This window comes from Paracoccus sulfuroxidans, assembly GCF_007830335.1.
GTDB lineage: Bacteria > Pseudomonadota > Alphaproteobacteria > Rhodobacterales > Rhodobacteraceae > Paracoccus > Paracoccus sulfuroxidans.
The window spans coordinates 292,875-316,322 of sequence record NZ_VLKU01000004.1 but is presented as its reverse complement, the minus strand read 5'-3'; the positions used below and the strand labels follow the sequence as shown (position 1 = coordinate 316,322).

Below are 23,448 nucleotides of genomic sequence, written 5' to 3'. Positions count from 1 at the left end.
GTCCTTTGGGAAAGACAGGGTGGCGAAAGAGGGCGCGGGGCAAAGCCCGCGCCGCCCGATGTCAGTAGCCCAGACCCTTGCGGGCCTCGTACTGGCCAGCCGGATCATCGGCCTGGGTAAACAGCTTCGATTCCGTCTGCAGGAATTTCGCAGGCTCGGTCCCGTCCTTCCAATAGGCCTCCAGCGCGTCGAAGGCCGGGCCCGCCATATTCGGGGTCAGTTCGACCGTGGCATTCGCCTCGCCATCCGCCATGGCCTTGAAGATGTCCGGCACGCCGTCGATCGAGACGACCAGAATGTCGGTCCCCGGCTTCAGCCCGGCTTCCTTGATCGCCTGAATGGCACCGACCGCCATGTCGTCGTTATGGGCGTAAAGCGCGCAGATGTCCTTGCCGCCGTTTTCCGCCTGAATGAAGCTTTCCATGACCTCCTTGCCCAGCGAGCGGGTGAAGTCGCCGGTCTGGCTTTGCACGATCTTCAGGTTGTCATGACCCGCGATGCCCTGCTCGAAGCCCTTCTTGCGGTCGATGGCGGGGCTGGAGCCGGTGGTGCCCTGCAATTCGACGATGCGGCAATCCTTGTCGCCCACGGTGTCGGCCAGCCATTTGCCCGCAACCTCGCCTTCATGCACAAGGTTCGAGCCGACGGCGGTCAGGTACAGGCCGTTGTCGCTGTCGACCATGCGGTCCAGCAGAACGACCGGGATCTCGGCCTCTTTGGCTTCCTGCAGCACGCCGTCCCAGCCGGTGGCGACGACCGGCGCGATCAGGATCGCGTCGACGCCCTGCGCGATGAAGCTGCGCAGCGCCGCGATCTGGTTTTCCTGCTTTTGCTGCGCGTCCGAGAATTGCAGCTGATAGCCGCGCTCTTCCGCCTGGCTTTTGGTCAGCGTGGTTTCCGCCGCGCGCCAGCCCGATTCCGAGCCGATCTGCGAAAAGCCGATGACCTTGCCATCGGCAAAGGCCGCCGTGGCCGAGATGGCCAGCGCCGCGGCGGTGGTCAGAAGTTTCGAGACAGTCATTCCAGTTCCTCCCTGGGTATGTGCCGGGGCGTTGCCCGGCGATGTGACCGGGGTTGGGCAAGCCGCCCCGGTCGGGTCTGTCCTGCCGCCGCGCCTTGGGCGTCTGGCGGCGCAGGTCTAGAAATCGAAGGCCGCGACCTCGCGGCGCTGGCCCAGCGTGAAAGCGTCGGCGACCAGCACCATCGGCGCCAGATCGACGTCCGAGGCCCCCTGCCGCACCAGTTCCGCCATGCGCGCGTAAAGTGCCGGATATTCCCCCATGATCGAGTTTTCGCCGCCTGCGGGCGCGCCGCCGATCTCCAACAGGTTGCCGCCCATGCGCAGCGCCATAGGACCGGCATCGGTGTCGAATTCCATGTCCCAGGTCTGCGGGCCTTCCTGCCGGAAATCGAAATCGGCGGTGATGCCCTGCGACAGTTGCAGCCGCGCCGCAATCGGGGCCTGACGGTTCGCAGGCACGTCCAGTTCGGCCGAAAGGATGCGCACCGGCACGGGCAGGATGCGGGTCAGGATCGAGAGCGCATTGATGCCCGGATCAAAGACCCCCATGCCGCCCGCCTCGAAGATCCAGTCCTGACCGGGATGCCATTTGCGCACATCCTCGCGCCAGATGATGCGGCCTTCGCGAATGGTCTTGTCCGCCAGCCAGGCGCAGGCGGCGGCCACCGCCTCGGCCTCGCGCGAATGCCAGGTGGCAAACAGGCTGACGCCTTCGGCGCGGGCCAGATCCGCCAGCGCATGGACCTCGGCCAGCGTGGCACCGGGCGGCTTTTCCAGCATGACATGGCAGCCTGCGCGCAGCGCCGCCGCGGCCGCCTCGAACCGGGGCACCGGCGGCAGACACAGCGAGACCGCCGCCACATCGGGGCACGCCTCCAGCATCTCGGCCATATCGGCGAAACCCGGCACGCCCGGCACCTTGCCGTGACGAGAGACGGTCGCCGCCAGTTCCCAATCGCGGCTGGCCGCAATGGCCGGGACATGCTGGTCCAGCGCGATCTTGCCAATGCCTGCAAGGGCGATCTTCATCAATGGCTGTCCTTTCCGACCTCGCTGCCGCGCTGCCCGACCAGAAAGTCGAAGTCAGCGCCGGTATCGGCCCCCTGCACATGGTCGTGGAACATGCGGGCATAGCCGCTGGCGGGCGGCGCGACGGGATTGCGCCATTCGGCCAGCCGCGCCGCGATCTCGGCATCCGAGAGGTCCAGATGCAGGCGGCGGGCCTCGACGTCGAGTTCGATCATGTCGCCGGTCCGCACGATGGCCAGCGGGCCGCCCCGCGCCGCCTCGGGCGAGGTGTGCAGGACCACCGTGCCGTAAGCCGTCCCCGACATCCGCGCGTCCGAGATGCGCACCATATCGGTGATGCCCTTCTTCAGCACCTTGGGCGGCAGGCCCATATTGCCGACCTCGGCCATGCCGGGATAGCCGCGCGGGCCACAGTTCTTCAGCACCATGACGCTGTTTTCATCGATCTCCAGCGCGTCATCATTGATGCGGGCCTTGTAGTCGTCGATGTCCTCGAAGACGACGGCGGGGCCGCGATGCTTCATCAGATGCGGGCTGGCGGCCGAGGGCTTCAGCACCGCCCCGTCGGGGGCCAGATTGCCGCGCAGCACCGCGATACCGCCATGTTCGGTCAACGGGCGGTCGGCGGGCAGGATGACCTCCTCATTCCAGTTCCGCGCCTCGCTGACCTCCTCCCAGATCGTCGCGCCCGAGACGGTCAGCGCGTCCCGGTTCAGAAGCCCCGCCTCGCCCAGACGTTTCAGCACGACGGGCAGGCCACCGGCATAGAAGAACTCTTCCATCAGATATTTGCCCGAGGGCATCAGGTTCACGATGGTCGGCACGTCGCGGCCCAGCCGGTCCCAATCCTCCAGCGTCAGATCGACGCCCACCCGGCCCGCCAGCGCCAGCAGATGCACCACCGCATTGGTCGAGCCGCCAATCGCGCCATTCGTGCGGATCGCATTTTCGAAGGCCGCTTTCGTCATGATATCGCTGGGCTTCAGATCGTCCTTGACCATCTGCACGATGCGCCGCCCGGTCATCTGCGCCATCACCCGGCGTCGGCTGTCGACCGCCGGGATCGCCGCATTGCCCGACAGCGCCATGCCAAGCGCCTCGGCCATCGAGGCCATGGTGCTGGCCGTGCCCATCGTGTTGCAGGTGCCCGAGGAGCGGCTCATCGCCTGCTCGGCCTCAAGGAAATCGTCCTGCGTCATCTCTCCGGCCTTCACAGCCTCGCTGAACTTCCACAGATGCGTGCCCGAGCCGATGCGCTCACCCCGGAACCAGCCGTTGAGCATCGGGCCCCCGGTCACCACGATTGAAGGAATATCGGTCGAGGCCGCCCCCATCAGCAGGCTGGGCGTGGTCTTGTCGCAGCCGACCAGCAGTACCGCGCCGTCGATGGGCTGGCCGCGCATGGCTTCCTCGACCGCCATGGCGGCCAGGTTGCGATACATCATCGCGGTCGGGCGATAGGTGTTCTCGCTGGCGGAAAAGACGGGAACTTCAACGGGAAAGCCGCCCGCCTCCCAGACCCCGGCCTTCACCTTCTCAGCCAGTTCGCGCAGATGCCCGTTGCAGGGCGTCAGGTCCGACCAGGTGTTCAGGATGCCGATGACCGGGCGGCCATCGAACAGGTCATGCGGATAGCCCTGATTTTTCAGCCAGCCGCGATGATAGATCGTGTCGCGGGAATTGCCGCCATACCAATGCTGCGAGCGCAGCTTGCGGGGCCAGGGTGCGGGGCGAAAGGACATGGGTGGCCTCCGTTACAGGCTTTGCACGGCAACCGGCGCGGCGCTGGCGGCCTGCTGGTCCAGAGGGTTCGACAGCGGCAGCCCAAGGGCCGCGCATTCCAGCTGGAAGACATCGCCCTGCTGCGTGCGGATGCCATCGGCGAAGGACAGCGTGGCGGTGCCGAAGAAATGCACATGCACATCGCCCGGCTGGCGGAAGAGGTCATATTTGAAATGGTGGTTTTCCAGGTTCGCCAGCGTGTGCGACATGTTCGCCTCGCCCGAGAGGAACGGCTTTTCCCAGATCACCTCACCATCCCGCAGGATGCGGCTCGTGCCCTCGACATGATCGGGCAAGGGGCCCAGCAGCATCTCGGGGCCGAAGCTGGCCGGGCGCAGCTTGGAATGGGCCAGCCACAGGTAGTTGCCACGCTCGGTCACATGGTCGGAAAACTCATTGGCCAGCGCAAAGCCCAGCCGCCAGGGCGTGCCATCGGGGCCGATCAGATAGATCCCGGCGATTTCGGGCTCTTCGCCCGCGTCCAGCGCACAGCCGGGCGAGATCAGGGGCGCACCCGGCCCCGCGGCATTGGCTCCATTGCCCTTCCAGAACCATTCGGGCTGCACGCCGATTTCGCCGCCGGCGGGCTTGCCGCCCTCCAGCCCCATGCGGAACATCTTCATGCTGTCGGTCAGCGTCTCGGGATCGGCCTTGGCATGCATCGAATTGCGGGTCGAGGCCGAGCCCAGATGCGTCAGCCCCGTGCCCGTCAGATGCATATGCGCGGGGTCCTGGTGATCGACCGGCAGCAGCACGCGCCCCTCGGCCAGCGCGGCGGCCAGATCGACGGGCACGCCCTGCCCGCGATGCGCGACCTCGGCCGCAAGCGACCGGCCTGCGGCAATCGCGGCATGGGCCAGCTCCAGCGTGGTGGTGACGCCGGGTACGGTATGGGCGGTCTCGCCCTCGCGCATGACAACGGCACGCGCCCCATCGGAAAGCCGGATTTGCGACAGGAACATGTCATTGCCTTTCTTGCGATGCGTGTCGGGACCCGGCCTGCCCGCCGCCCGTTGCCCGGACCGCAGGATGCAGGCATGGCCTTGCCGACTTCCCCCCGTTTCACCGATCCGCTGGACGCACCCTTTTCGGGCCCTGCCGCAGCAGCGGTCGCGGTCAGACTAGCTTTGCGCGCACATGCTGGTAAAATTACATCTGACACAATTAGCATACCGGAATTGTCATGCAGAACCTGACCGCCCGCATGTTGCTGAAGCCCGCGCAACTGCGGCTTCTGAACGAGATTGCCGAATACGGGCAGCTGCAACTGGCCGCCGCCGCCGTGGGCATGACCCAGCCCGCCGCCTCGCGCATGCTGGCCGAGACCGAGCGTCAACTGGGCGCGACCCTGTTTCTGCGCCAGCCGCGCGGGATGGAGCCGACCGAGGCCGGGCATGCCGTGTTGCGCCGCGCCCGCGCCATCCTGCGCGAGATGACCAGCATGACGACCGAGCTTGCCCATATGCGCGAAGGTCTGGGCGGCGCGGTCCGCGTGGGCGCGGTGACCGGCCCGGCGGTGCGCTATCTGGTGACCGCCGTGCGCCAGATCAAGGAAGAGGCGCGGTCCGCCGATATCACGCTGGACGTGCTGCCCTCACGCGATCTCTTGACGCATCTTCTGGCCGGAGAGATGGATTTCGTGCTGGCCCGCATCCTGCCGGAATTCGACAGCCGCGATTTCTCGATCCTGCCGATGCGCGATGAAAAAGTGGCGTTTCTGGCCCGCGCCTCGCATCCGCTGGCGCGTGCATCGGTCGTCACGCTGACCGAGGTGCAGGGGCAGGAATGGATCATGCAGCAGCGCGGCGCCCCGATCCGAGAGGCCGCGATGGCGGCCTTTGCCGCCGTCGGGCTCAGCGAGCCCACGAATATCGTGCAAAGCCCCTCGACCCTGCTGACGCTGGCGTACCTCTCGCAGACCGATGCCATCGCGCCCCTGTCGGATGAGGTGGCGGAACTGCTGATCCGCCCGCCGGTCGGCGCGGGTTTCGTGGTGCTGCCGATGGCGCAGGATATCCGCGTCTCGCGCTATTACATGCTGGCGCTGAAGCGGCGACCGCTGTCGCCGCTGGCGCAGGCCCTGCGTGAAAAGCTGGTCACCCTGATCGGGGCCGAGCCGCTGGAGCATTCGGGCGGCGCTGCCGGTCAGTCCCAGTCGGGCAGGCTGACCGGCGCGTCGAAGCTGCGGTAAAGCTGGCCCCAGCCGGGGTCGCGCAAATGCGCCTCCATCCCGGCGCTGGCGACCAGTTCGCGGGCGAGGCGGTTGCCCTCGGCCAAAGCGGCGGGTTCGTCGACATTCACCACGCGGCGCTGGTCCAGAATGACCTTGCCGTCGACCATCACCGTTTCCACATCCGAGCCGACCGCCTGATTGATCAGCCGATGCACCGGCTGCCAGTCGGGCGTCAGATGCGGGGCGCGCATGTCGATCACCGCCAGATCGGCCTTCTTGCCGGGCTCAAGCGAGCCAATCTCGTGATCCAGCCCAAGCGCGCGTGCGGCGTCGATGGTGATCATCTCCAGCACCTTGCCCGGCGGCAGGTAATAGCGGTCATGACCCCGCAGCACATGCTGAACCGACTGGAACAGGCGCGCGGTCTGGAAAAGGTCGAAGAAACGGTTGGGCGCGGTCCCGTCCGTCGTCACGGCGACATTGATGCCGCGCCCCATCATCTCGATCACCGGGGTCGAACGTCCGGGCGGGGCATGGGTGACGGCGGTGCCGGACTCGGCCAGAATCTCGACTTCCAGCGGAGAGATGCCCCAGCAATGCTGCAGGTGGATGTCAGGGCCCAGCAGGGCGTTTTCGCGATCCTGCGCGGCCAGCCGGATATGGCCCGCAAACGCGTCGGAATGCAGGCGCACCCCATGCTTGCGCGCCAGTTCCCGCACCGCGCGGGCGTGCATGCGGTCATCCGCCGTCAGGCTGACCGCCTGATCGGGCGTCGAGATGTTCGAGGGATCGATCGAGGGCACGATGGTGAAGGGCGTCAGATAGACCTTGATCCGGCCATCGGCGCTGCCGTCCAGCGTCTGAATGGCGGCCTCGGCCCCCTCCATCATCTCGGCAAAGCTGATGCTGCGGCGGGTCGGCACGCCATCCGTCCATTGCGTTGCCGGGCGCGGCCAGGGCAGGCCCGCGGGGCCGGTGCAGATGATCTCTCGCAACCCGATGCGGTCGTAGGCCCCGGCATGGGCCACCGCCATGCGCGGATCGTCGCTGCGCGGCATCGAGGTGATGATGCTGACCCCCGTCGTCACCCCCGCCCGCAGGCGTTCCAGCCCCGAGACCATGCCCTCGGCCGCCCAGAACTCGGGCGTGGTGAAATGCCAGTAAAGCGGCGTCACAATCTTCATCCAGAGGGGGCTGGTGTCCGCGCCGATGCCCCGGATCAGGCAATGCCCCGCATGGCCATGCGCGTCGATCAGGCCCGGAATGACCAGCCGCCCGGTGCAGTCGATCACCTTGTCGCCCGGCTCGGGGCGCAGCGTGTCGGCGGGGCCAACGGCGGCAATGCGGTCGCCGACAACGCGGACCGCGCCGCCTTCGATGATGCGGCGGGCGGGGTCCATCGTGATGATGGTCGCATTGGTCAGGATGGTCGCGGACATGGGGGCTCCTTCAGGGTCAGAGAACCGGGAACGAGGGGCGAAACAGCGCCTCGACCGGGGGGTGTTCAAAGCTGCGGTCGGGGTATTTGGCGACCAGCCCGTCAAACTGGGCCTGCGCCTGCGCACGGGCGGCGACCATATCCATGCCCGCAACCTGGCCCGCGCGCATGGAAAGCCGCCCGTCGACAAACACCGCCTGCGTCGCCTTGCCATTGCCGCCCAGAACCAGCGTCGTCACCGGATCGACCGTCGGCACCATATGCGGATCGTCCAGCCGGAAGATCGCCACATCGGCCAGCGCGCCCGCCTGCAACCGCCCCAGATCGGGCCGGTTCAGCGCCTGCGCACCACCCAAAGTGGCGGCGTTAAAGAAATCGGCGCTGAAGGCGGCATCCGACCGGCCCTCTGCGATGCGGCAGGCGATCAGCCCGGCCAGCATGTTCATCCACATATCGGGCGGCGCGGTATCGGTCGCCATGCCGATATTCACCCCGCGTTCCCGGATCGAGGCGAAGGACGCCAGCACCGACCCCATCCGGGCCGAAACCAGCGGTGAATGCGCGATGCTGACGCCATGCTCGGCGTAAAGCGCGATATCATCGTCGGTCGCATGGGTGCCGTGCGGGGCGATCAGGCGGCGATTGAACGCCCGCAGATCAGTCAGCCAGCGCGCGGCCGTGCGCCCGTGCAGGCGCTGCATCATCTGCAATTCAAACTTGCCTTGCGACATGTGCAGGCGGACGGGCACGTCCAGATCCTCGGCGGCGGCCATAGTGGCGCGCATCAGTTCGGGGGTGTTCGTCTCGACCCGGTCGGGGGCCAGCAAGCCGTTGATCAGCCCGCCCGCATCACCTGCGCGGCGGCGGATGAAGTCGCAGGCGTCCTGCAGCCCCTGAAAGCCGCGCGCCTCGTCGAAATACATGTGAAACGCGCCCGCCGCATCGACCATCGCCCCGCCTGAACGGTAGGCCGGGCCCAGAAACACCCGCAGCCCCAGATCGGCGGCGGCATCGGCGGCAGCATCGAATTCGGGCACGGTCTCGGCCCATTCGCGATAGTAAAGCGAGGCGATGGGCAGCGCCGTGGTGATGCCGTTCAAGAGCAAGGTCGCGAAGGAAAAGCGCTTCTGGAAGGCCAGTTCCTGCGGGCTGTACATCTCATAGGGGCCGCGCGCGAGATAGGTCTGGGGCAGGATGCGGCCACGCGACCAGCCGGGCTGGTTGTCCAGCACAAGGCTGTAGGTATCAAGATCCGAGAGCGCGTCGAGGTCGATCAACCCCGGAGAGATCAGCGCCGCGCCCAGATCGATGCGGCGCGCGACCTCGCCTTCAAACCGGGGCCCGGCGTAAAGGACGTGACGCCCCTCGATCACCAGCTCGCCCCGGCGGTGCAGGACGTGGTGGCCGTCCTGATGCGCCAGCAGCCAGTCGGCGGTCAGCAGGGTGCGGCCCTTGGGACGCGCGCCCAGTTCCAGCGTACCCAGTTCAATCTGCGTCATCTGCCCCCTCCCCGGACATGACAGCGCCGCCCCCGCCACAGGCAGGGGCGGCGCCTTTTGATGGGTCTTACTTGCCGACGACGGTGAACCAGTGACGCGGCTTGTTGTCGGCGCGCAGGTCCAGCGACTCGATCTTCTGGGTCGTGGCCCATGCAATCGGCTGCTGATGCAGCGGGATCGCCAGAACCTCATCCTTGGCGATCTTCAGCGCTTCGCCTTCCAGCTTCAGACGCTCGGCCGGGTCGGTGGCATCCGCCGCCTGACGGACCAGCTCGTCCAGTGCCGGAACCGACCAGCCGCCATAGTTCGAGACGCCATAGGTGTCTTCCTTGGTGGCCAGCACCTGCGACAGCAGCGAGAAGGCGTCCAGCGTCGGCTCATTCGCCCAGCTGAGGTTGAAGACCTCGGTTTCGCCTTTCGAGCGTTTGGGCGACTGCACCGCGCGCGGGCCCATGTCGATCGAGGGCTGGAAGCCTGCGCGGCTCAGCAGGTTGGCAACGGCCTGGCACCAGTCTTCCTCGTTGATGCTTTCGTCGTTGTTACAGGTATAGGTGAAGGCCAGTCCCTCTTGACCCGCTTCGGCCAGCAGCGCGCGCGCCTTTTCCGCATCGGCGGGCTGATAGGTGTCAAGCTCGGCCGAATAGCCCGCGATATCGGGCGCGATCAGCGAGCCCGAGGGACGCGCCAGCCCGCGCATCACGCGCTGGTTGATCATGTCACGGTCAATCGCCAGCTCAAACGCCTGACGCACGCGGATGTCGTTGAACGGGTTTTCAGCCCCGCTCGGCAGCTTTTCGCGGCGGTTGAAGGCCACGAAAACGGTGCGCAATTCGGTCAGGGCGTTGACCTTGATGTTCGGATCGGCCTTCAGCCGGTCAAGGTCCTGAATGGGCGCGCTGTCGATCAGATCGACCTCACCCGACAGAAGCGCCGCCACGCGGGTCGCGGCCGAGGTGATCGGGATGAATTCCAGCCGGTCGACATTGTGCTTGCGCTCATCCCACCAGCCTTCGTTGACGGTCAGCACGGTCATCGAATCGGGTTTGCGGCTTTCCAGCTTGAAGGGGCCGGTGCCGTTGGTGTTGCTGGTCGCGAACCCCTCGACGCCTTCATCATAGCGGGTCGGCGTTTCGGTGTTGTTGTCCTTCAGCCAGCCCGCGTCGAAGATGAAGATATTGGTGATGTCGTTCAGAAACAGCGACGAGGGCGAGGAGACGTCGATCTCGACCGTGTGATCGTCGATCTTCCGCACGCCTTCATAAAGCGGCATGTTGCCCTTCAGGGGCGACGATTCGTCGCCCGCGCGGTTGAACGAGGCCACCACGTCATCGGCGGTGAAATCCGCGCCATCGTGGAACTTGACGCCCTCGCGCAGCTTGAAGCGCCAGAACTTGTTGTCGATCAGCTCCCACTCGGTCGCCAGCGCCGGTTCCAGCCCGAAGGTCTTGTCGTAACGCACGAGCCCTTCATAGATGTGGTTCAGGAACGCCAGGTTCGACGTCGAGGGGATCGAGTTCGGATCGAGCGAATAGATATCGGCGCGCGAGGCCCATTTGACCGTTTCGGCCTGGGCGGCGAAGGCGCTGACGGACAGTGCAAGCGTCGCTGCAAGTTTCGTGACGATGGACATTAACCTCTCCTGCGTTTTTGCGTGTTGGGGGACGGCCGGCCCTTCGGGGTCCGGTCGGTCAGGCGTGGACCGGGGCCTTCTCGCCCCCGGATCTGGGCGTGGATCTAGGCGAAATGGCAGGCGACGCGGGCGCCATCGGCCTTTTCGACAAGTTCGGGGCGCTGCGCCTTGCACTGGTCGGTGGCCAGCGGGCAGCGGGTGTGGAAGGTGCAGCCCGAGGGCGGGTTCAGCGGGCTTGGCACCTCGCCCTCGGCGGCCACGCGGTCGCGTTGGGGGTCGTTCACATTCGGGATCGTCTGCAAAAGCAGCCGCGTATAGGGGTGCTTGGGGTCGGCAAACAGCGTCTCGGTCGCGGCTTCCTCGACGATGCGACCCAGATACATGACCGCGATCCGGTCGGACATGTGGCGCACGACCGACAGGTCATGGCTGATGAACAGATAGGTCAGGCCCAGCTCATCCTGCAGCTTGCGCATCAGGTTCAGGATCTGCGCCTGGACCGAGACGTCCAGCGCGCTGGTCGGCTCATCACAGACCAGAAACTCGGGTTCTGACGCCAGCGCCCGCGCGATCGAGATGCGCTGCCGCTGCCCGCCCGAAAACTCATGCGGGAACTTCGCACCATCGGCGGCATTGAGGCCGACGATGCCCAGAAGCTCGGCGACGCGGTCCTGAATCTCGGCCTCGGTCGCGCGCAGCTTCAGCTCGCGCAGCGGCTCGGCGATGATGTTCTTGACCCGCCAGCGCGGGTTCAGGCTGGCATAGGGGTCCTGAAAGATCATCTGCGCCGAAAGGGGCGCGCCCGACTTGCCCGGGGCAAAGCGGATCTCGCCCGCCGTGGGTGCATAGATGCCGGTGACCAGTCGGGCGACGGTCGACTTGCCGCAGCCGGATTCGCCCACAAGGCTCATGCAGCCGCCTGCGGGCACGCTGAAACTCACGTCGCTGACCGCATGCAGGTGGCGCCGCTTCTGGCCGTAAAGCACCCGGTTCAGAAAGGGCGGCGAGACGTCGAAGGTGCGGTCAAGGTTCGTGACCTCAAGCGCGGTGGTGCGGGCGGTGGTCATGCCACTCCTCCTTCATGAAGCCAGCAAGCGGCCGCGCCCTGCCCCACGGGCGCAAGCGCGGGCTCATCGCGGCGGCAGCGCGGACCGGCAGCGGCGCAGCGCGGGTTGAAGGCGCAACCGGGCGGGATGGCGTTCAGGCGCGGCATCGCGCCGTCGATCTGGTGCAGATGCTCGACCCGCGCGCCAAGCGCCGGGATCGAGGCCATCAGCCCGCGCGTATAGGGATGGGCGGGGGATTTCAGCACGGTCTCGACCGGGCCGATCTCGATCAGGCGGCCCGCATACATCACCGCGACGCGGTCGGCGGTCTCGGCGATGACGCCCATGTCATGCGTCACCAGCATGACCGCCGTGCCATGTTCCTTGCAAAGGCGGCGCAAAAGCCCGGTGATCTGCGCCTGGATCGAGACATCCAGCGCCGTCGTCGGCTCATCGGCGATGATCAGGCGCGGGTTCACCGCCAAGGCCAGCGCAATCACCACGCGCTGCCGCATCCCGCCCGAGAACTGGTGCGGGAAATGGTCGACACGCTCTTCCGGGGCGGGGATGCCCACCTCTTTCAAAAGCGCGATGGCGCGACCGCGCGCGGCGGCCTTGCCCAGTTCGGGCATGTGCTGGCGGATGGTTTCCACAAGCTGCGCGCCGACCGAGAACAACGGGTTCAGCGAGGTCAGCGGGTCCTGAAAGATCGCGCCGATTTCCTTGCCGCGGATCTTTTCCATCTGCCGGTCGCTGAGCCCGTCGATGCGCCGCCCCTCCAGCCAGACCTCGCCCGAGGCGATGCGGCCCGGCCGCTCCAAGAGGCCCTGAATGGCAAGACCAGTCATCGACTTGCCCGCACCGGATTCGCCCACGACGCCCAGGATCTCGCCGGGGCGGATCGACAGCGAAACATCGTCCAGCGCCCTCAGCGTGCCGTGGCGGTTGGGGAATTCGACGACGAGGTTGCGCACCTCAAGACAGTTGTGGCCGGGATCGGCCTTGGCCTGAACAATACGGGAAGGATCATCCATCGACGTTCTCCGGCTGGGGCTGACGCATGGGGTAGCTGGGCGGGAAAATCTGCTCGACCGGGGGGTGATCCCAGGTGCGGGCGGGATATTGGGCGATCAGCCGGTCGAACTGGGCCTGCGCCTGATTGCGCGCGGCAGCCATGTCGATGCCCGCGACCTCGCCAAAGCGCATCGACAGGCGGCCATCGACGATCACCGCCTGCGTGACCTTGCCCGAGCCGCCGGTGACCAGCGTGGTGATCGGGTCGATCGAGGGCGCCATGTAGAGATCGTCCAGCCCGAAGACGGCGATATCGGCCCGCGCGCCCGGCGCCAGTCGGCCCAGATCGTCGCGGCCAAGCGCCTGCGCGCCACCCAGGGTCGCCGCGTCGAAGAAATCGCGCGCCATGACCCGGTCGGGGCAGCCGTCGTTCATCCGGCAGGTGATCAGCCCGACCAGCAGGTTCATCAGCATGTCGGGAGGCGTCGTATCCGTGCCCATGGCGATGTTGATGCCCAGACCCTTCAGCTTCGAGAAGCTGTCGAGGCTGCCGCCACTGCGCCCCGAAACCAGCGGGCAATGCACGACCGAGACGCCATGCTGCGCGTAAAGCGCCAAATCCTCATCGGTCGCCTCGGTCGCGTGCGGGGCGATCAGGCGGTTGTTCAGCAGACCTTCCCTGGCCAGCCAGACCGGCGCGGTGCTGCCGTGAAGGGCGCGCACCGTGTCGACCTCCATCGTGCCCTGCGCCATATGCAGGCGAACCTTGACGTCCAGTTCCTCGGCCCGCGCCATGGTGGCGCGCAACAGGCCCGCCGTCGCGGTCTCGACCCGGTCGGGCGCGAACATGCCCTGCACCAACCCGTCGAAACGGCCCTGCTGGCGGGCGATGTATTCCGCCGCAGCGTTAAGCCCTTCCAGACCGCGCGGCTCATCGAAATGGGCGCGCATGTCGCCCGGCGCATGCAGCACCATCCCGCCCGAGCGATAGGCGGGCGACAGGAAGACGCGCAGGCCCAGATCGCCCGCCGCATCGGCGGCCGCGTCGAATTCGGCGACCGTCTCGGCCCATTCGCGATAGAAAAGCGAGGCGATGGGCGCGGCGGTGGTGATGCCGTTCAGAAGCAGCTGACCAAAGGCGAAGCGCTTCTGGAACGCCAGTTCCTCGGGCGTGTACATCTCATAGGGGCCACGCTCGACGTAAGACAGCGGCCAGACGCGGCCCTTCTTCCACGAGGGGAAATGGTCGATGCCCAGAATGGTGGTGTCCAGATCCGACAGCGCGTCCAGATCGACCAGACCGGGCGAAATCAGCGCCGCGCCGAAATCGATCCGGCGGGCGACCTCGCCCTGAAAGCCGTGGCCGGTGAAGACGACCGCGCCGCCCTCGATCACCACTTCGCCCTTGCGCAGCAGGACATGGCCGCCATCTTCATGCGCCAGCACCCAGTCGGCGGTCAGCAGCGTGCGGCCCGAGGGGCGCGCGCCCATTTCCAGATCGGCAAGCGCCTGACGGGCGGGATTGGTCTTGGTCATGGCATGTCCACGATGCAATGGCCCTCGCGGGCGATGATCTTGCCGGCCTTGACGACCAGCGGCGGCAGGGCGGGCTGAACGACGGCATGGCCGACGGTCTGCCCACGCAGCAGAGTGAAATCGGCCTTGCAGCCCGGCGCGATGCCATAGCCATCGAGCCGCATCAGATCGGCCCCGCCCTGGCTGACGATCTCCAGCATGTGGCGCAGCTCGTGGTCCGAGCGGACGCCGTTCTTCATGCCGATGATGCGGGCGCGGTCCATCATGTCGGGCAGGCCCCAGGGCCCCCAGGTGTCGCGGATGCCGTCGCAGCCCGCGCCAAGGCGCACACCCGCCGCCTTCAGCCGCCGGGCCGAGGGTACGGTGGCCGAGGGCGCGCCGGTGGTGGCGATGCCGATGTCGAGTTCGGCGATCTCTTCGACCAGCCGGGCCACGCGCAGCTCATCATTCATGCCAAGCGCGAAGGCGTGGCTGATGACGAATTTGCCCTGCATGCCGGTGGCGCGGACCCGCTCGAAGATCATCTCCATGGTGAAGGCGCCAAGTTCGCCCGCTTCGTGCAGGTGAATGTCGATCGGCACGCCATGCTTGCCCGCCAGGGCGAACAGCGCATCCAGCTGGCCCTTCGGGTCGCGGTCGATGCCGCAGGGGTCGATGCCGCCCAGCACCTCGCAGCCATTGGCCAGCGCCTCATCCAGCAGCTCCAGCGTGCCGGGCATGACCATGAGGCCGGATTGCGGGAAGGCCACGATCTCGATGTCGATGATGCCGCGCAGCTTTTCGCGCGTCTGCTGCACGCCCTCGACCAGACGCAGCCCGTGGGTGGTGTCGATGTCGACATGGCTGCGGATATGGGTCGCGCCATGGGCGGCAAGGCCGATGGCGTGGCGCATCGACTGGCGGTGCGGGTCCATGCCCAGCTCCAGCCGCATCTCGCGCTCATAATCGATGCGCTCGCGCAGGACGGCGGCACGGTTGTTCTCGTGCCAGCCCATGCCCCAGGTGGTCTTGTCCAGATGCGTATGCGCGTCGATTAGGCCCGGCCACAGGATCGCGCCCTGCCCGTCCTCGACGGCGATGCCGGGCTGGTCGGCGATGGTGCCGGTTTCGGCAATGACGCCATCCCGGATCAGAAGGTCGGTCGCCGCCTCGCCATAGGGGCGGACATTGCGCAGGATCAGATTGCTCATCGCTTACCTCAGCTTGGGGTTCAGGGCGTCGCGCAGCCAGTCGCCCAGCAGGTTGACCGAGATGACCAGCAGCGACAGCTGCACCACGGGGAAGATCACCATCCACCACAGACCCGAGAAGAGGTACTGGTTGCCAATGCGGATCAGCGTCCCCAGCGACGGCTGGCCCGGCGGCATGCCGATGCCCAGGAAGGACAGCGTCGCCTCGGTCAGGATGGCCATGCCGAAGGACAGCGTCGCCGCGACCAGCACCGGGGTCAGGGTGTTCGGCAGGATGTGGCGGAACATGATGCGATGCTTGGGCACGTTCAGCAGCTTCGCCGCCATGACATATTCCTTGCCCCGCTCGACAATGGTCTGGGCGCGCACGGTGCGGGCGTATTGCACCCAGCCCGACAGCGTGATCGCCAGCACCAGAACGGCGGCCGCGCCGATCTCTCGCAGGTTGGTGGGCAGCATCTGCCGCACCACGGCCGAGACCAGAATGGCGATCAGGATGGTCGGGATCGACAGCACCACATCGCCCACCCGCATCAAGAGGTTGTCGGCGATGCCGCCGAAATAGCCCGCGACCAGACCCAGCGTCAGCCCGATCAGCAGCGAAAAGATGACCGAGGCAAAGCCGATCATCACCGAGATCCGCGTGCCGTAAAGCAGCACCGACAGCATGTCGCGGCCCTGCGTGTCGGTGCCCAGCAGATAGGGCATTTCGGACCCCTGCTGCCAGATCGGCGGCAGCTCGGATTTCCACATATCAAGGCTGGCCGCGTCATAGGGGTTCTGCGGCGCGATCCAGGGGGCCAGGAAGGCCGAGCCGATCAGCACGATCAGCAGCACCGCCGCGATGCGCGCGGACCAGCTGTGGGTGAAGGACCACCACAGGTCGCTGTCGCGAAAGCGCTTCCTGCGGGACGGGGCGGAGTTGGTCGATTGGGTCGTCATCATCCCCTCGCGGTTACTTGGCGTTGCGCAGGCGCGGGTCGATCACCGCATAGGTGATGTCGACCATCGTGTTCAGGAACACGAAGATGAAGGACACGATGCACAGATAGGCCGCCATCACCGGGATATCGATGAAGGTGACGGCCTGAATGAACAGCATGCCCATGCCCGGCCACTGGAACACCGTCTCGGTGATCAGGGCGAAGGCGATCAGCGTGCCGATGTTCATCGCGGTCAGCGTCACGACCGGCATCAGGCAGTTGCGCAGCGCGTGGCGGAAATAGATCTTGGTGCGGCTGATGCCCCGGGCGCGGGCGAATTTCACGTAATCCGAGCGCATGACCTCCAGCATCTCGGCCCGCACCAGACGCATGATCAGCGTCACCTGATAAAGCGCCAGCGAGATCGAGGGCAGCACCAGCGCCATCAGCCCGGTTTTCGTCAGGAAACCCGTGGACCACCAGCCAAGGTCGACCACCTCGCCCCGCCCGAAGGCCGGGAAGATGCCAAGCGTCACCGAGAAGACCAGAATCAGCAGGATGCCCACGACGAAACTGGGCAGCGACACCCCGATGATCGAGCCGAACTGCAGGATCTCGGAATACCATTTCCCGCGCTTGATCGCGGTCAGCACGCCCAGCGGCAGGCCCACCACCAGCGACAGGATCGTGGCGACCAGCACCAGTTCCATCGTGGCGGGGAAACGCTCGGCGATCAGGCCCAGCACCTCTTGCCCGTTGCGGTACGAGATGCCGAATTCGCCCTGCGCGGCATTGCCGACGAAGCGCCCGTACTGGACCAGAAAGCTGTCGTTCAGGCCCAGCTTTTCGCGCATCAGTTCGCGGTCGGCCTCGGTCGTCTGTTCGGTGGACATCATGTCGACCGGATCGCCCGCAAGGCGGAAGATCATGAAGGCCAGAAAGGCCACAGCCAGCATGACCAATGCGGCATTCGCCAGTTTCTTGATGATGAAGACCAGCATGCCGATCAGCCCCTCCGGCCGGTGGCTGGCTTGGCCTGAACGCATGAGCGAAGGCGTTTCGCGCGCTGTGTCATGTCAGTTCTTCCCCCCATGACCCTGTCGGGCCGTTCACTAAAGCGTAATATGGTCGCCGTTTGTGTCAACTGTTTTGTCGACAATCAGGACGACAATTCGTCGCAATCCTGATCGCGAAGGTCGCGGACCGGGCGATTTCGCCCCGGCCATACAGCCCAATTTGCGTCACTTAACCCTTGGATAGGCATAGGCATTGGCCTTCGAGGTGCGCAGCCCGCTGCCCACCAGCGCCTCGGCCATTTTCACCGCCACGACGACGCCGTCGATGACCACGACTCCGGTCGCACGGGTCAGCGCATCGGTCAGATCGGACATGCCGGCGCAGCCCAGAACGACCGCCTCGGCCCCGTCTTCGTCGCGCGCACGCTCGATTTCGGCGACCAGAAGGCTGAAGGCCTGCTGTGATTCGCTTTCGATGGACAGCACCGGCAGATCGATGCAGCGCACGCGGCGGCAATGGCCCGAGGCGCCGTAACGCTGCACCAGATCCTCGATCGCCGGGACCGAGCGCGGCAGCGTCGTCACGATCGAGAAGCGCTTGGACAGAATCATCGCCGCCTGAATGCCCGACTGGCAGATGCCCAGCACCGGGCCGCCCGCCACCTCGCGCGCGGCATCAAGGCCGGGGTCGTCGAAACAGGCGATGACGGTGGCCTGCGCGCCCGCCTGCTCGGCCTCGCGGATCTGCGCCAGCATGGAGGGCACCGACAGCGCCTCATCCGAGAAACCCTCGATGCTGGCGGGCGCGTCGCGCCCCGTCGCGGGCAGGATCACCGTGCCGGGGTCGGCCACACCTTGCGCGCTTTTCAGCGCCATCCGCGTCATGGATTCGGTGGAATTCGGATTGATGATAAAGACTTGCATGATTAACCCTTGGCCTTCAGCACATCGGAAAGTGGGGGCGCCTTCAGCACGAATTGCTGGTCCGAGACGATGTAATTATCCGCATGCAGCCGGGCGATCGGCTGATAGGTCTCGGGGTCGACATAGCGCCCCTGGGCGTCCAGACAGTCGCGGCGGACATGCATATGCACGACCTCGCCCAGAACCAGCACGCGCTTGGGATATTCGATCAGCCGCTCGACCCGGCACTCCATCGCGCAGGGGCTGGCCGGAATCCAGGAGGCGCCGACCTGCGTGCCCGGCATGACCGATTCGCCCGCCAGCTCCAGCTCATCGACATCGCTTTCGGCCCCAAGGCCGCAGATCAGCATGGTGCGCGACAGGGCCATGTCGACCATGTTCACCGTGAATTCGCCCGTGCGGCGGATATTGGTGACGGTGTCCTTTTCGCGCCCGTCGGCGCGCGGCTGGATGCCCAGCACAACAATGGCCGGATCATGCGAAAAGACGTTGAAAAAGCTCATCGGTGCGCCGTTGTCATGCCCTTCGGCCGAGCGCGTGGTGACCAGCGCAATCGGCCGCGGCCCGACAAAGTTCGTCAGCAGGCGATAGCGGTCCAAAGGCTCCATCCGGGTGAAATCAAACTCCATGAACCACTCCTTTGCTGCCATGTTCGCGACTGATCGCTTAATATATGTACACACGATTGTCGACAATTATGACTGCATTCCTGCTGGACGGGAAGCAAAAAGATCGGCTACTCTTTCCCAAGGCAATGTCAGGGGCACCATGGACGCATTGAGCGCAGAACAGATTGCCGAACGGATTTGGCTGTCCATTGCCGAGCGGCGGCTGCGCCCCGGCATGCGGTTGAAGGAAACCGAACTGGCCGAGCTTTTCGGTGTCAGCCGCGCCAAGGTGCGGCAGGTGCTGGCCATTCTTGAGCGTGAGGGCCTGGTCGCCAGCGAGCTGAACAAGGGTGCCTTCGTCGCCGAACCCAGCGTCGAGGAGGCGCGCGACGTCTTCCACATCCGCCGCTCGGTCGAGCAGCGGGTGATCGAACGGCTGATCGACCGGCTGGACGACGACAAGCTGGCCGTACTGGCCGCCCATGTCGAGAAAGAGCGCGTCGCCAACGCCACCAACGACCAGCGCGCGATCATCAAGCTGTCGGGCGGCTTTCATCAGATGCTGGCCGAGATGTCCGAGGCCGGTTTCCTCAGCGGGCTGATGCGCGACCTGATCAGCCGCAGTTCGCTGATCACCGCCGCCTTCCGCGATTCCGACAAGTACAATTGCGGCCCCGATGAGCATGATGAGATCATCGCCCATCTGCGCAGCGGCGATGTGAAGGCCGCGCGCAAGGCGATGGCCCATCATCTGGATCACGTCGAAAAAGAGTTGCGCCTGTCGGGCGAACGCGACACCGTGCGCAGCCTCAAGGATGCGCTGCTGCTGTCGGAATAGGCGCTAAAGCCGCGCCGTCCACAGCCGGAAGCGCCGCGTGCCGGTGATCTCGCGGATCTGCTGCAGGTCCTCCAGCCGGTTCAGCATCCGCTCGGACGTGATCCGGCTGAGGCCCGTCGCCTTCTCGACATCGGGGGCCGAGACCAGCGGATGCGCGGCCAGCACCTCGATCACCCGCGCCGGGCTGTTGCCCTTGACGGGCTGCGTCGCCCGCAGCGCGCGGTCCTGCCATTCGTCCACCCGGCGCAGCAGCAGCCGCGCCGCCCGCGCCCCCGCCGTCAGCGCGGTCAGATGCGCTTCCATGCGGCCTTCCACCGGCCCCGCATCGCTGCGGGTGCGGCGCGTCTCGGCCGCGATGGGCAGGAAGGTCAGCGCCTCGCAGCCGCGCGCCATGTCGCGGGCGATCCAGACCAGCGCCTCGGCGGTGGCCTCTTCCGGCGGCGAAAGCTCGGTCATCCGCCAGGCCAGCAGCGCAAACGGCGCGCGCGAGAGCGGATGCAGCCCCTGCGCATGGCCCATCGCCTCGGCAAAGACCAGCGCCGCATCGTCAAAACTGTCGCCGGTCAGCCGGGGCATCGCCGCGCCTGTCGGCGGCTGGCTGTGCAGGCCCAGAAAATCGCGCAGGCTCTCGCCCCCCTGCCCCTCCAGCCGCCGGATCGCCCAGCGGGCAAAGCGCATCGCCTCAAGATCGCTGGTCGCGCGGGCGTCCATCAGGTCGCGGCCAATCTCATCGCGGGCCAGCGGGCGGCCCAGCACCCATAAAAGCGCCTCGACCTCGGCCAGCGCCAGCCTGCGCAGAAAGCCCGCGCGCCGGGTCTCGTCCAACCCCGCCAGATCCGCATCCAGTCGCCCGACGGCCAGTGCGGCATCGGCCAGCGGCAAAGTCAGCGCCGATTGCCGCGAAAGCCAGGGCGCCGCATCCAGCAGATCCTGCTCGCCCGCACGCGGCAGGGGCCAGTCGCCGATCTCATCCTCTGTCTGCACCATCGCCCCTTCTTGTCTGAGGGGCCAGCTTAGCGGGGCGAGGGCGAAAGCTCCATCACCGCCCGAACGGCTTGCGCAAGGGCGGGGCGGCTTCCTACATGCATGGCAACCGGGCGCGCGCGCCAGCAGACAGAATGGATGCAGCAGATGACGACTGAACGGAAGAAAATCGGCTTTCTGTCCTTCGGCCATTGGGCGGATGAGCGGGGCTCGGGCGTGCGCACGGCCTCGGACGTGCTGCTGCAATCGATCGAGCTTTCGGTCGCCGCCGAACAGCTTGGCATCGACGGCGCCTATTTCCGCGTCCACCATTACGCCCGCCAGCTGGCCTCGCCCTTTCCGCTGATGGCCGCCATCGGCGCGCGCACCTCGACCATCGAGATCGGAACGGGCGTCATCGACATGCGCTATGAAAACCCGCTTTACATGGTCGAGGACGCGGGGGCTGCCGACCTCATCTCGGGCGGGCGTCTGCAACTGGGGATCAGCCGTGGCTCGCCCGAGCAGGTGATCGATGGCTGGCGCTATTTCGGCTATCAGCCCGCCGAGGGCGAAAGCCCCGCCGATATGGCCCGCCGCCATGCCGAGGTTTTCCTGCAGCAGCTGGAGGGGCGCGGCTTCGCCCAGCCGAACCCCAATCCGATGTTCCCGAACCCGCCCGGCCTTCTGCGGCTTGAGCCGCATTCCGAAGGGTTGCGCGACCGCATCTGGTGGGGCGCGGCCTCGGATGCGACGGCGATCTGGGCGGCGGAGATGGGGATGAACCTGCAAAGCTCGACGCTGAAGACCGACGAAAGCGGCGAGCCCTTCCACATCCAGCAGGCCAAACAGATCCGCGCCTTCCGCGAGGCATGGCAGAAGGCGGGCCACAGCCGCAAGCCGCGCGTCTCGGTCAGCCGCTCGATCTTTGCGCTGACCGATGACCGCGACCGCGCCTATTTCGGCCGGGGCGGCAAGGACAGCGATCAGGTGGGCGTGATCGACGAGACCCGCTCGGTCTTTGGCCGCAGCTATGCCGATGAGCCCGACCGCCTGATCGAGCAATTGCGCGAGGATGAGGCGATTGCCGAGGCCGATACCTTGCTGCTGACCATCCCCAATATGCTGGGCGTCGATTACAACACCCATGTGCTGGAAAGCATCCTGACCCATGTCGCCCCGGCGATGGGCTGGCGGTAGGCTCGGAAACCCGCGCCGGGGGCTGACGCCCGCGCCGAAAGGGCGGTATAAGACCTTCAGTGGAGGACTGAGATGGATTTGCAAGACCCTGGCCTGCTTCGGCAGGCGGCATTGATCGGCGGCGAATGGATCGAGGCGAATGGCGCGGGGATCGCGGTGACGAACCCCTCGACCGGGGCGCTGATCGGCCATGTGCCGCGCCTTGGCCAGGCCGAGACCGCGCGTGCCATCGCCGCCGCGGAGGTCGCCCAGAAGGCTTGGTCCAAGCGCACCGCCAAGGACCGCGCCGAGATCCTGCGCGCCTGGTTCAACCTGATGATCCAGCACAAGGACGACCTTGGCCGCATCCTCACCGCCGAGCAGGGCAAGCCCCTGCCCGAGGCCGTGGGCGAGATCGCCTATGGCGCCAGCTTCATCGAATGGTTCGCCGAAGAGGCCCGCCGCATCTATGGCGAGACCATCCCCGGCCACCAGCCCGACAAGCGCATCCTGGTGATGAAGCAGCCGATCGGCGTCGTGGCGGCCATCACGCCCTGGAACTTCCCGAATGCAATGATCACCCGCAAGGCCGGACCCGCCTTTGCCGCCGGCTGCGCCATGGTGCTGAAACCGGCCTCGCAGACGCCGTTTTCGGCGATTGCGCTGGCGGTGCTGGCCGAGCGTGCGGGCCTGCCTGCGGGGCTTTTCAGCGTCATCACCGGCTCGGCCGCCGAGATCGGGGCCGAGATGACCGCGAACCCCGTGGTCCGCAAGCTGACCTTCACCGGCTCGACCGAGATCGGCGTTCAGCTTTACGCCCAAAGCGCCAAGACCATCAAGAAACTGGGGCTGGAGCTGGGCGGCAACGCCCCGTTCATCGTCTTCGACGACGCCGATCTGGACGCGGCGGTCGAGGGCGCGCTGATCGCCAAATTCCGCAACAACGGCCAGACCTGCGTCTGCGCGAACCGCATCTATGTGCAGGACGGGGTCTATGACGCCTTCGCCGAAAAGCTGACGGCGGCGGTGGCGAAGCTGAAAACCGGCGACGGCTTTGCGACCGGCGTGAACCTTGGCCCGCTGATCGATCAGGCGGCGGTCGAGAAGGTGAAGGAACACGTGGCCGACGCGGTCTCGAAGGGCGCGAAAGTGGCGCTTGGCGGCCAGCCGCATGAGCTGGGCGGGACCTTCTTCCAAGCGACCGTGCTGACCGGCGTCACGCCCGAGATGGCCGTGGCGCGCGAGGAGACCTTCGGCCCCATCGCGCCCCTCTTCCGTTTTACCAACGAGGCCGAGGTCATCGCCCAGGCCAATGACACCGAATTCGGGCTGGCGTCCTATTTCTACGCCCGCGATCTGGCGCGGGTCTTCCGCGTCTCGGAAGCGCTGGAATACGGGATGGTGGGCGTGAACACCGGGCTGATCTCGACCGCCGAAGCGCCATTCGGCGGCGTGAAGCTGTCGGGCCTTGGCCGCGAGGGCTCGCATTTCGGCATGGATGACTTCATCGAGCTGAAATACGTCTGTCTCGGCGGGGTCGCGTAGGAGGCGATGGCCCCGCGGCAAGGCGGGGCTCTTTGGACGAAGTTGGCGGCGGTGTCGTTGTGGCCACGGCGCTTTCCTAGACTGCCGGTTGTAG

The 23,448-nt window shown here is 66.4% G+C and carries 20 protein-coding genes; 4 read left to right on the top strand and 16 right to left on the bottom strand.

The window, feature by feature from the left end; all coding sequences use genetic code 11:
* Positions 1 to 61 precede the first annotated feature (61 nt).
* From ytfQ to araD1, 4 genes are all read right to left on the bottom strand, one after another.
* Positions 62 to 1,021, bottom strand: coding sequence for a galactofuranose ABC transporter, galactofuranose-binding protein YtfQ (gene ytfQ / locus IQ24_RS08650; protein ID WP_145397526.1), 960 nt, complete (start codon positions 1,019 to 1,021; stop codon positions 62 to 64).
* 117 nt (positions 1,022 to 1,138) lie between these two features.
* A complete protein-coding gene (locus IQ24_RS08645; protein ID WP_145397525.1) occupies positions 1,139 to 2,050 on the bottom strand; it encodes a Gfo/Idh/MocA family protein in 912 nt (303 codons plus the stop codon).
* On the bottom strand, positions 2,050 to 3,792 hold the full coding sequence (gene araD / locus IQ24_RS08640) for an L-arabinonate dehydratase (protein ID WP_145397523.1): 1,743 nt from the start codon (positions 3,790 to 3,792) through the stop codon (positions 2,050 to 2,052). The genes IQ24_RS08645 and araD overlap by 1 nt, the downstream gene beginning before the upstream one ends.
* Before the next feature lie 12 nt (positions 3,793 to 3,804).
* Positions 3,805 to 4,794 (bottom strand): AraD1 family protein, encoded by a 990-nt coding sequence (araD1, locus tag IQ24_RS08635; protein ID WP_145397521.1) that lies wholly within the window; start codon positions 4,792 to 4,794, stop codon positions 3,805 to 3,807.
* Between the two features lie 221 nt (positions 4,795 to 5,015).
* Here araD1 and IQ24_RS08630 point away from each other — a divergent pair, with 221 nt between their 5' ends.
* Positions 5,016 to 6,023, top strand: a complete 1,008-nt coding sequence (locus IQ24_RS08630) for a LysR family transcriptional regulator (protein ID WP_145397519.1) — start codon at positions 5,016 to 5,018, stop codon at positions 6,021 to 6,023.
* Here the strand turns inward: IQ24_RS08630 and IQ24_RS08625 are convergent.
* The 11 genes from IQ24_RS08625 to IQ24_RS08575 form a co-directional block, all read right to left on the bottom strand.
* Positions 5,978 to 7,444, bottom strand: a complete 1,467-nt coding sequence (locus IQ24_RS08625; RefSeq protein ID WP_145397517.1) for an amidohydrolase family protein — start codon at positions 7,442 to 7,444, stop codon at positions 5,978 to 5,980. The two genes, IQ24_RS08630 and IQ24_RS08625, sit on opposite strands and share 46 nt — an antisense overlap.
* Before the next feature lie 16 nt (positions 7,445 to 7,460).
* Complete coding sequence (locus tag IQ24_RS08620; protein ID WP_145397515.1) at positions 7,461 to 8,942, bottom strand: chlorohydrolase family protein; 1,482 nt, start codon at positions 8,940 to 8,942, stop codon at positions 7,461 to 7,463.
* Positions 8,943 to 9,009: 67 nt separating this feature from the next.
* The gene (locus IQ24_RS08615) at positions 9,010 to 10,572 is read right to left on the bottom strand and encodes an ABC transporter substrate-binding protein (protein WP_145397513.1); all 1,563 of its coding nucleotides are present in this window, start codon (positions 10,570 to 10,572) and stop codon (positions 9,010 to 9,012) included.
* A 104-nt stretch (positions 10,573 to 10,676) separates the two neighbouring features.
* Positions 10,677 to 11,639, bottom strand: coding sequence for an ABC transporter ATP-binding protein (locus IQ24_RS08610; RefSeq protein WP_145397512.1), 963 nt, complete (start codon positions 11,637 to 11,639; stop codon positions 10,677 to 10,679).
* Entirely contained in the window at positions 11,636 to 12,652 is a 1,017-nt protein-coding gene (locus tag IQ24_RS08605) for an ABC transporter ATP-binding protein (RefSeq protein WP_145397510.1), read from the bottom strand. Before IQ24_RS08605 ends, IQ24_RS08610 begins: the two co-directional genes overlap by 4 nt.
* Entirely contained in the window at positions 12,645 to 14,168 is a 1,524-nt protein-coding gene (locus tag IQ24_RS08600; protein WP_145397508.1) for an amidohydrolase family protein, read from the bottom strand. Before IQ24_RS08600 ends, IQ24_RS08605 begins: the two co-directional genes overlap by 8 nt.
* The gene (locus tag IQ24_RS08595) at positions 14,165 to 15,358 is read right to left on the bottom strand and encodes an amidohydrolase family protein (RefSeq protein ID WP_145397507.1); all 1,194 of its coding nucleotides are present in this window, start codon (positions 15,356 to 15,358) and stop codon (positions 14,165 to 14,167) included. Before IQ24_RS08595 ends, IQ24_RS08600 begins: the two co-directional genes overlap by 4 nt.
* Positions 15,359 to 15,361: 3 nt before the next feature.
* Entirely contained in the window at positions 15,362 to 16,300 is a 939-nt protein-coding gene (locus IQ24_RS08590; RefSeq protein ID WP_145397505.1) for an ABC transporter permease, read from the bottom strand.
* A 13-nt stretch (positions 16,301 to 16,313) separates the two neighbouring features.
* Entirely contained in the window at positions 16,314 to 17,282 is a 969-nt protein-coding gene (locus IQ24_RS08585) for an ABC transporter permease (RefSeq protein ID WP_145397608.1), read from the bottom strand.
* 240 nt (positions 17,283 to 17,522) lie between these two features.
* Positions 17,523 to 18,221: an aspartate/glutamate racemase family protein gene (locus IQ24_RS08580; protein WP_145397503.1), complete on the bottom strand. Its 699-nt coding sequence runs from the start codon at positions 18,219 to 18,221 to the stop codon at positions 17,523 to 17,525.
* 2 nt (positions 18,222 to 18,223) lie between these two features.
* Positions 18,224 to 18,850 (bottom strand): flavin reductase family protein, encoded by a 627-nt coding sequence (locus IQ24_RS08575; protein WP_145397501.1) that lies wholly within the window; start codon positions 18,848 to 18,850, stop codon positions 18,224 to 18,226.
* A gap of 139 nt (positions 18,851 to 18,989) precedes the next feature.
* Here IQ24_RS08575 and IQ24_RS08570 point away from each other — a divergent pair, with 139 nt between their 5' ends.
* On the top strand, positions 18,990 to 19,667 hold the full coding sequence (locus IQ24_RS08570) for a GntR family transcriptional regulator (RefSeq protein WP_145397499.1): 678 nt from the start codon (positions 18,990 to 18,992) through the stop codon (positions 19,665 to 19,667).
* Positions 19,668 to 19,670: 3 nt separating this feature from the next.
* On the opposite strand, the gene IQ24_RS08565 is transcribed toward IQ24_RS08570, so the two are convergent.
* Positions 19,671 to 20,654 carry a helix-turn-helix domain-containing protein gene (locus IQ24_RS08565; RefSeq protein ID WP_145397497.1) on the bottom strand — a complete coding sequence of 328 codons (984 nt, stop codon included), beginning with the start codon at positions 20,652 to 20,654 and terminating at the stop codon, positions 19,671 to 19,673.
* A 144-nt stretch (positions 20,655 to 20,798) separates the two neighbouring features.
* Between IQ24_RS08565 and IQ24_RS08560 the strand changes: the two genes are divergently transcribed.
* Positions 20,799 to 21,830, top strand: coding sequence for an LLM class flavin-dependent oxidoreductase (locus IQ24_RS08560; RefSeq protein WP_422386273.1), 1,032 nt, complete (start codon positions 20,799 to 20,801; stop codon positions 21,828 to 21,830).
* 72 nt (positions 21,831 to 21,902) lie between these two features.
* Positions 21,903 to 23,354 carry an NADP-dependent succinate-semialdehyde dehydrogenase gene (gabD, locus tag IQ24_RS08555; RefSeq protein WP_145397493.1) on the top strand — a complete coding sequence of 484 codons (1,452 nt, stop codon included), beginning with the start codon at positions 21,903 to 21,905 and terminating at the stop codon, positions 23,352 to 23,354.
* Positions 23,355 to 23,448 lie beyond the last annotated feature (94 nt).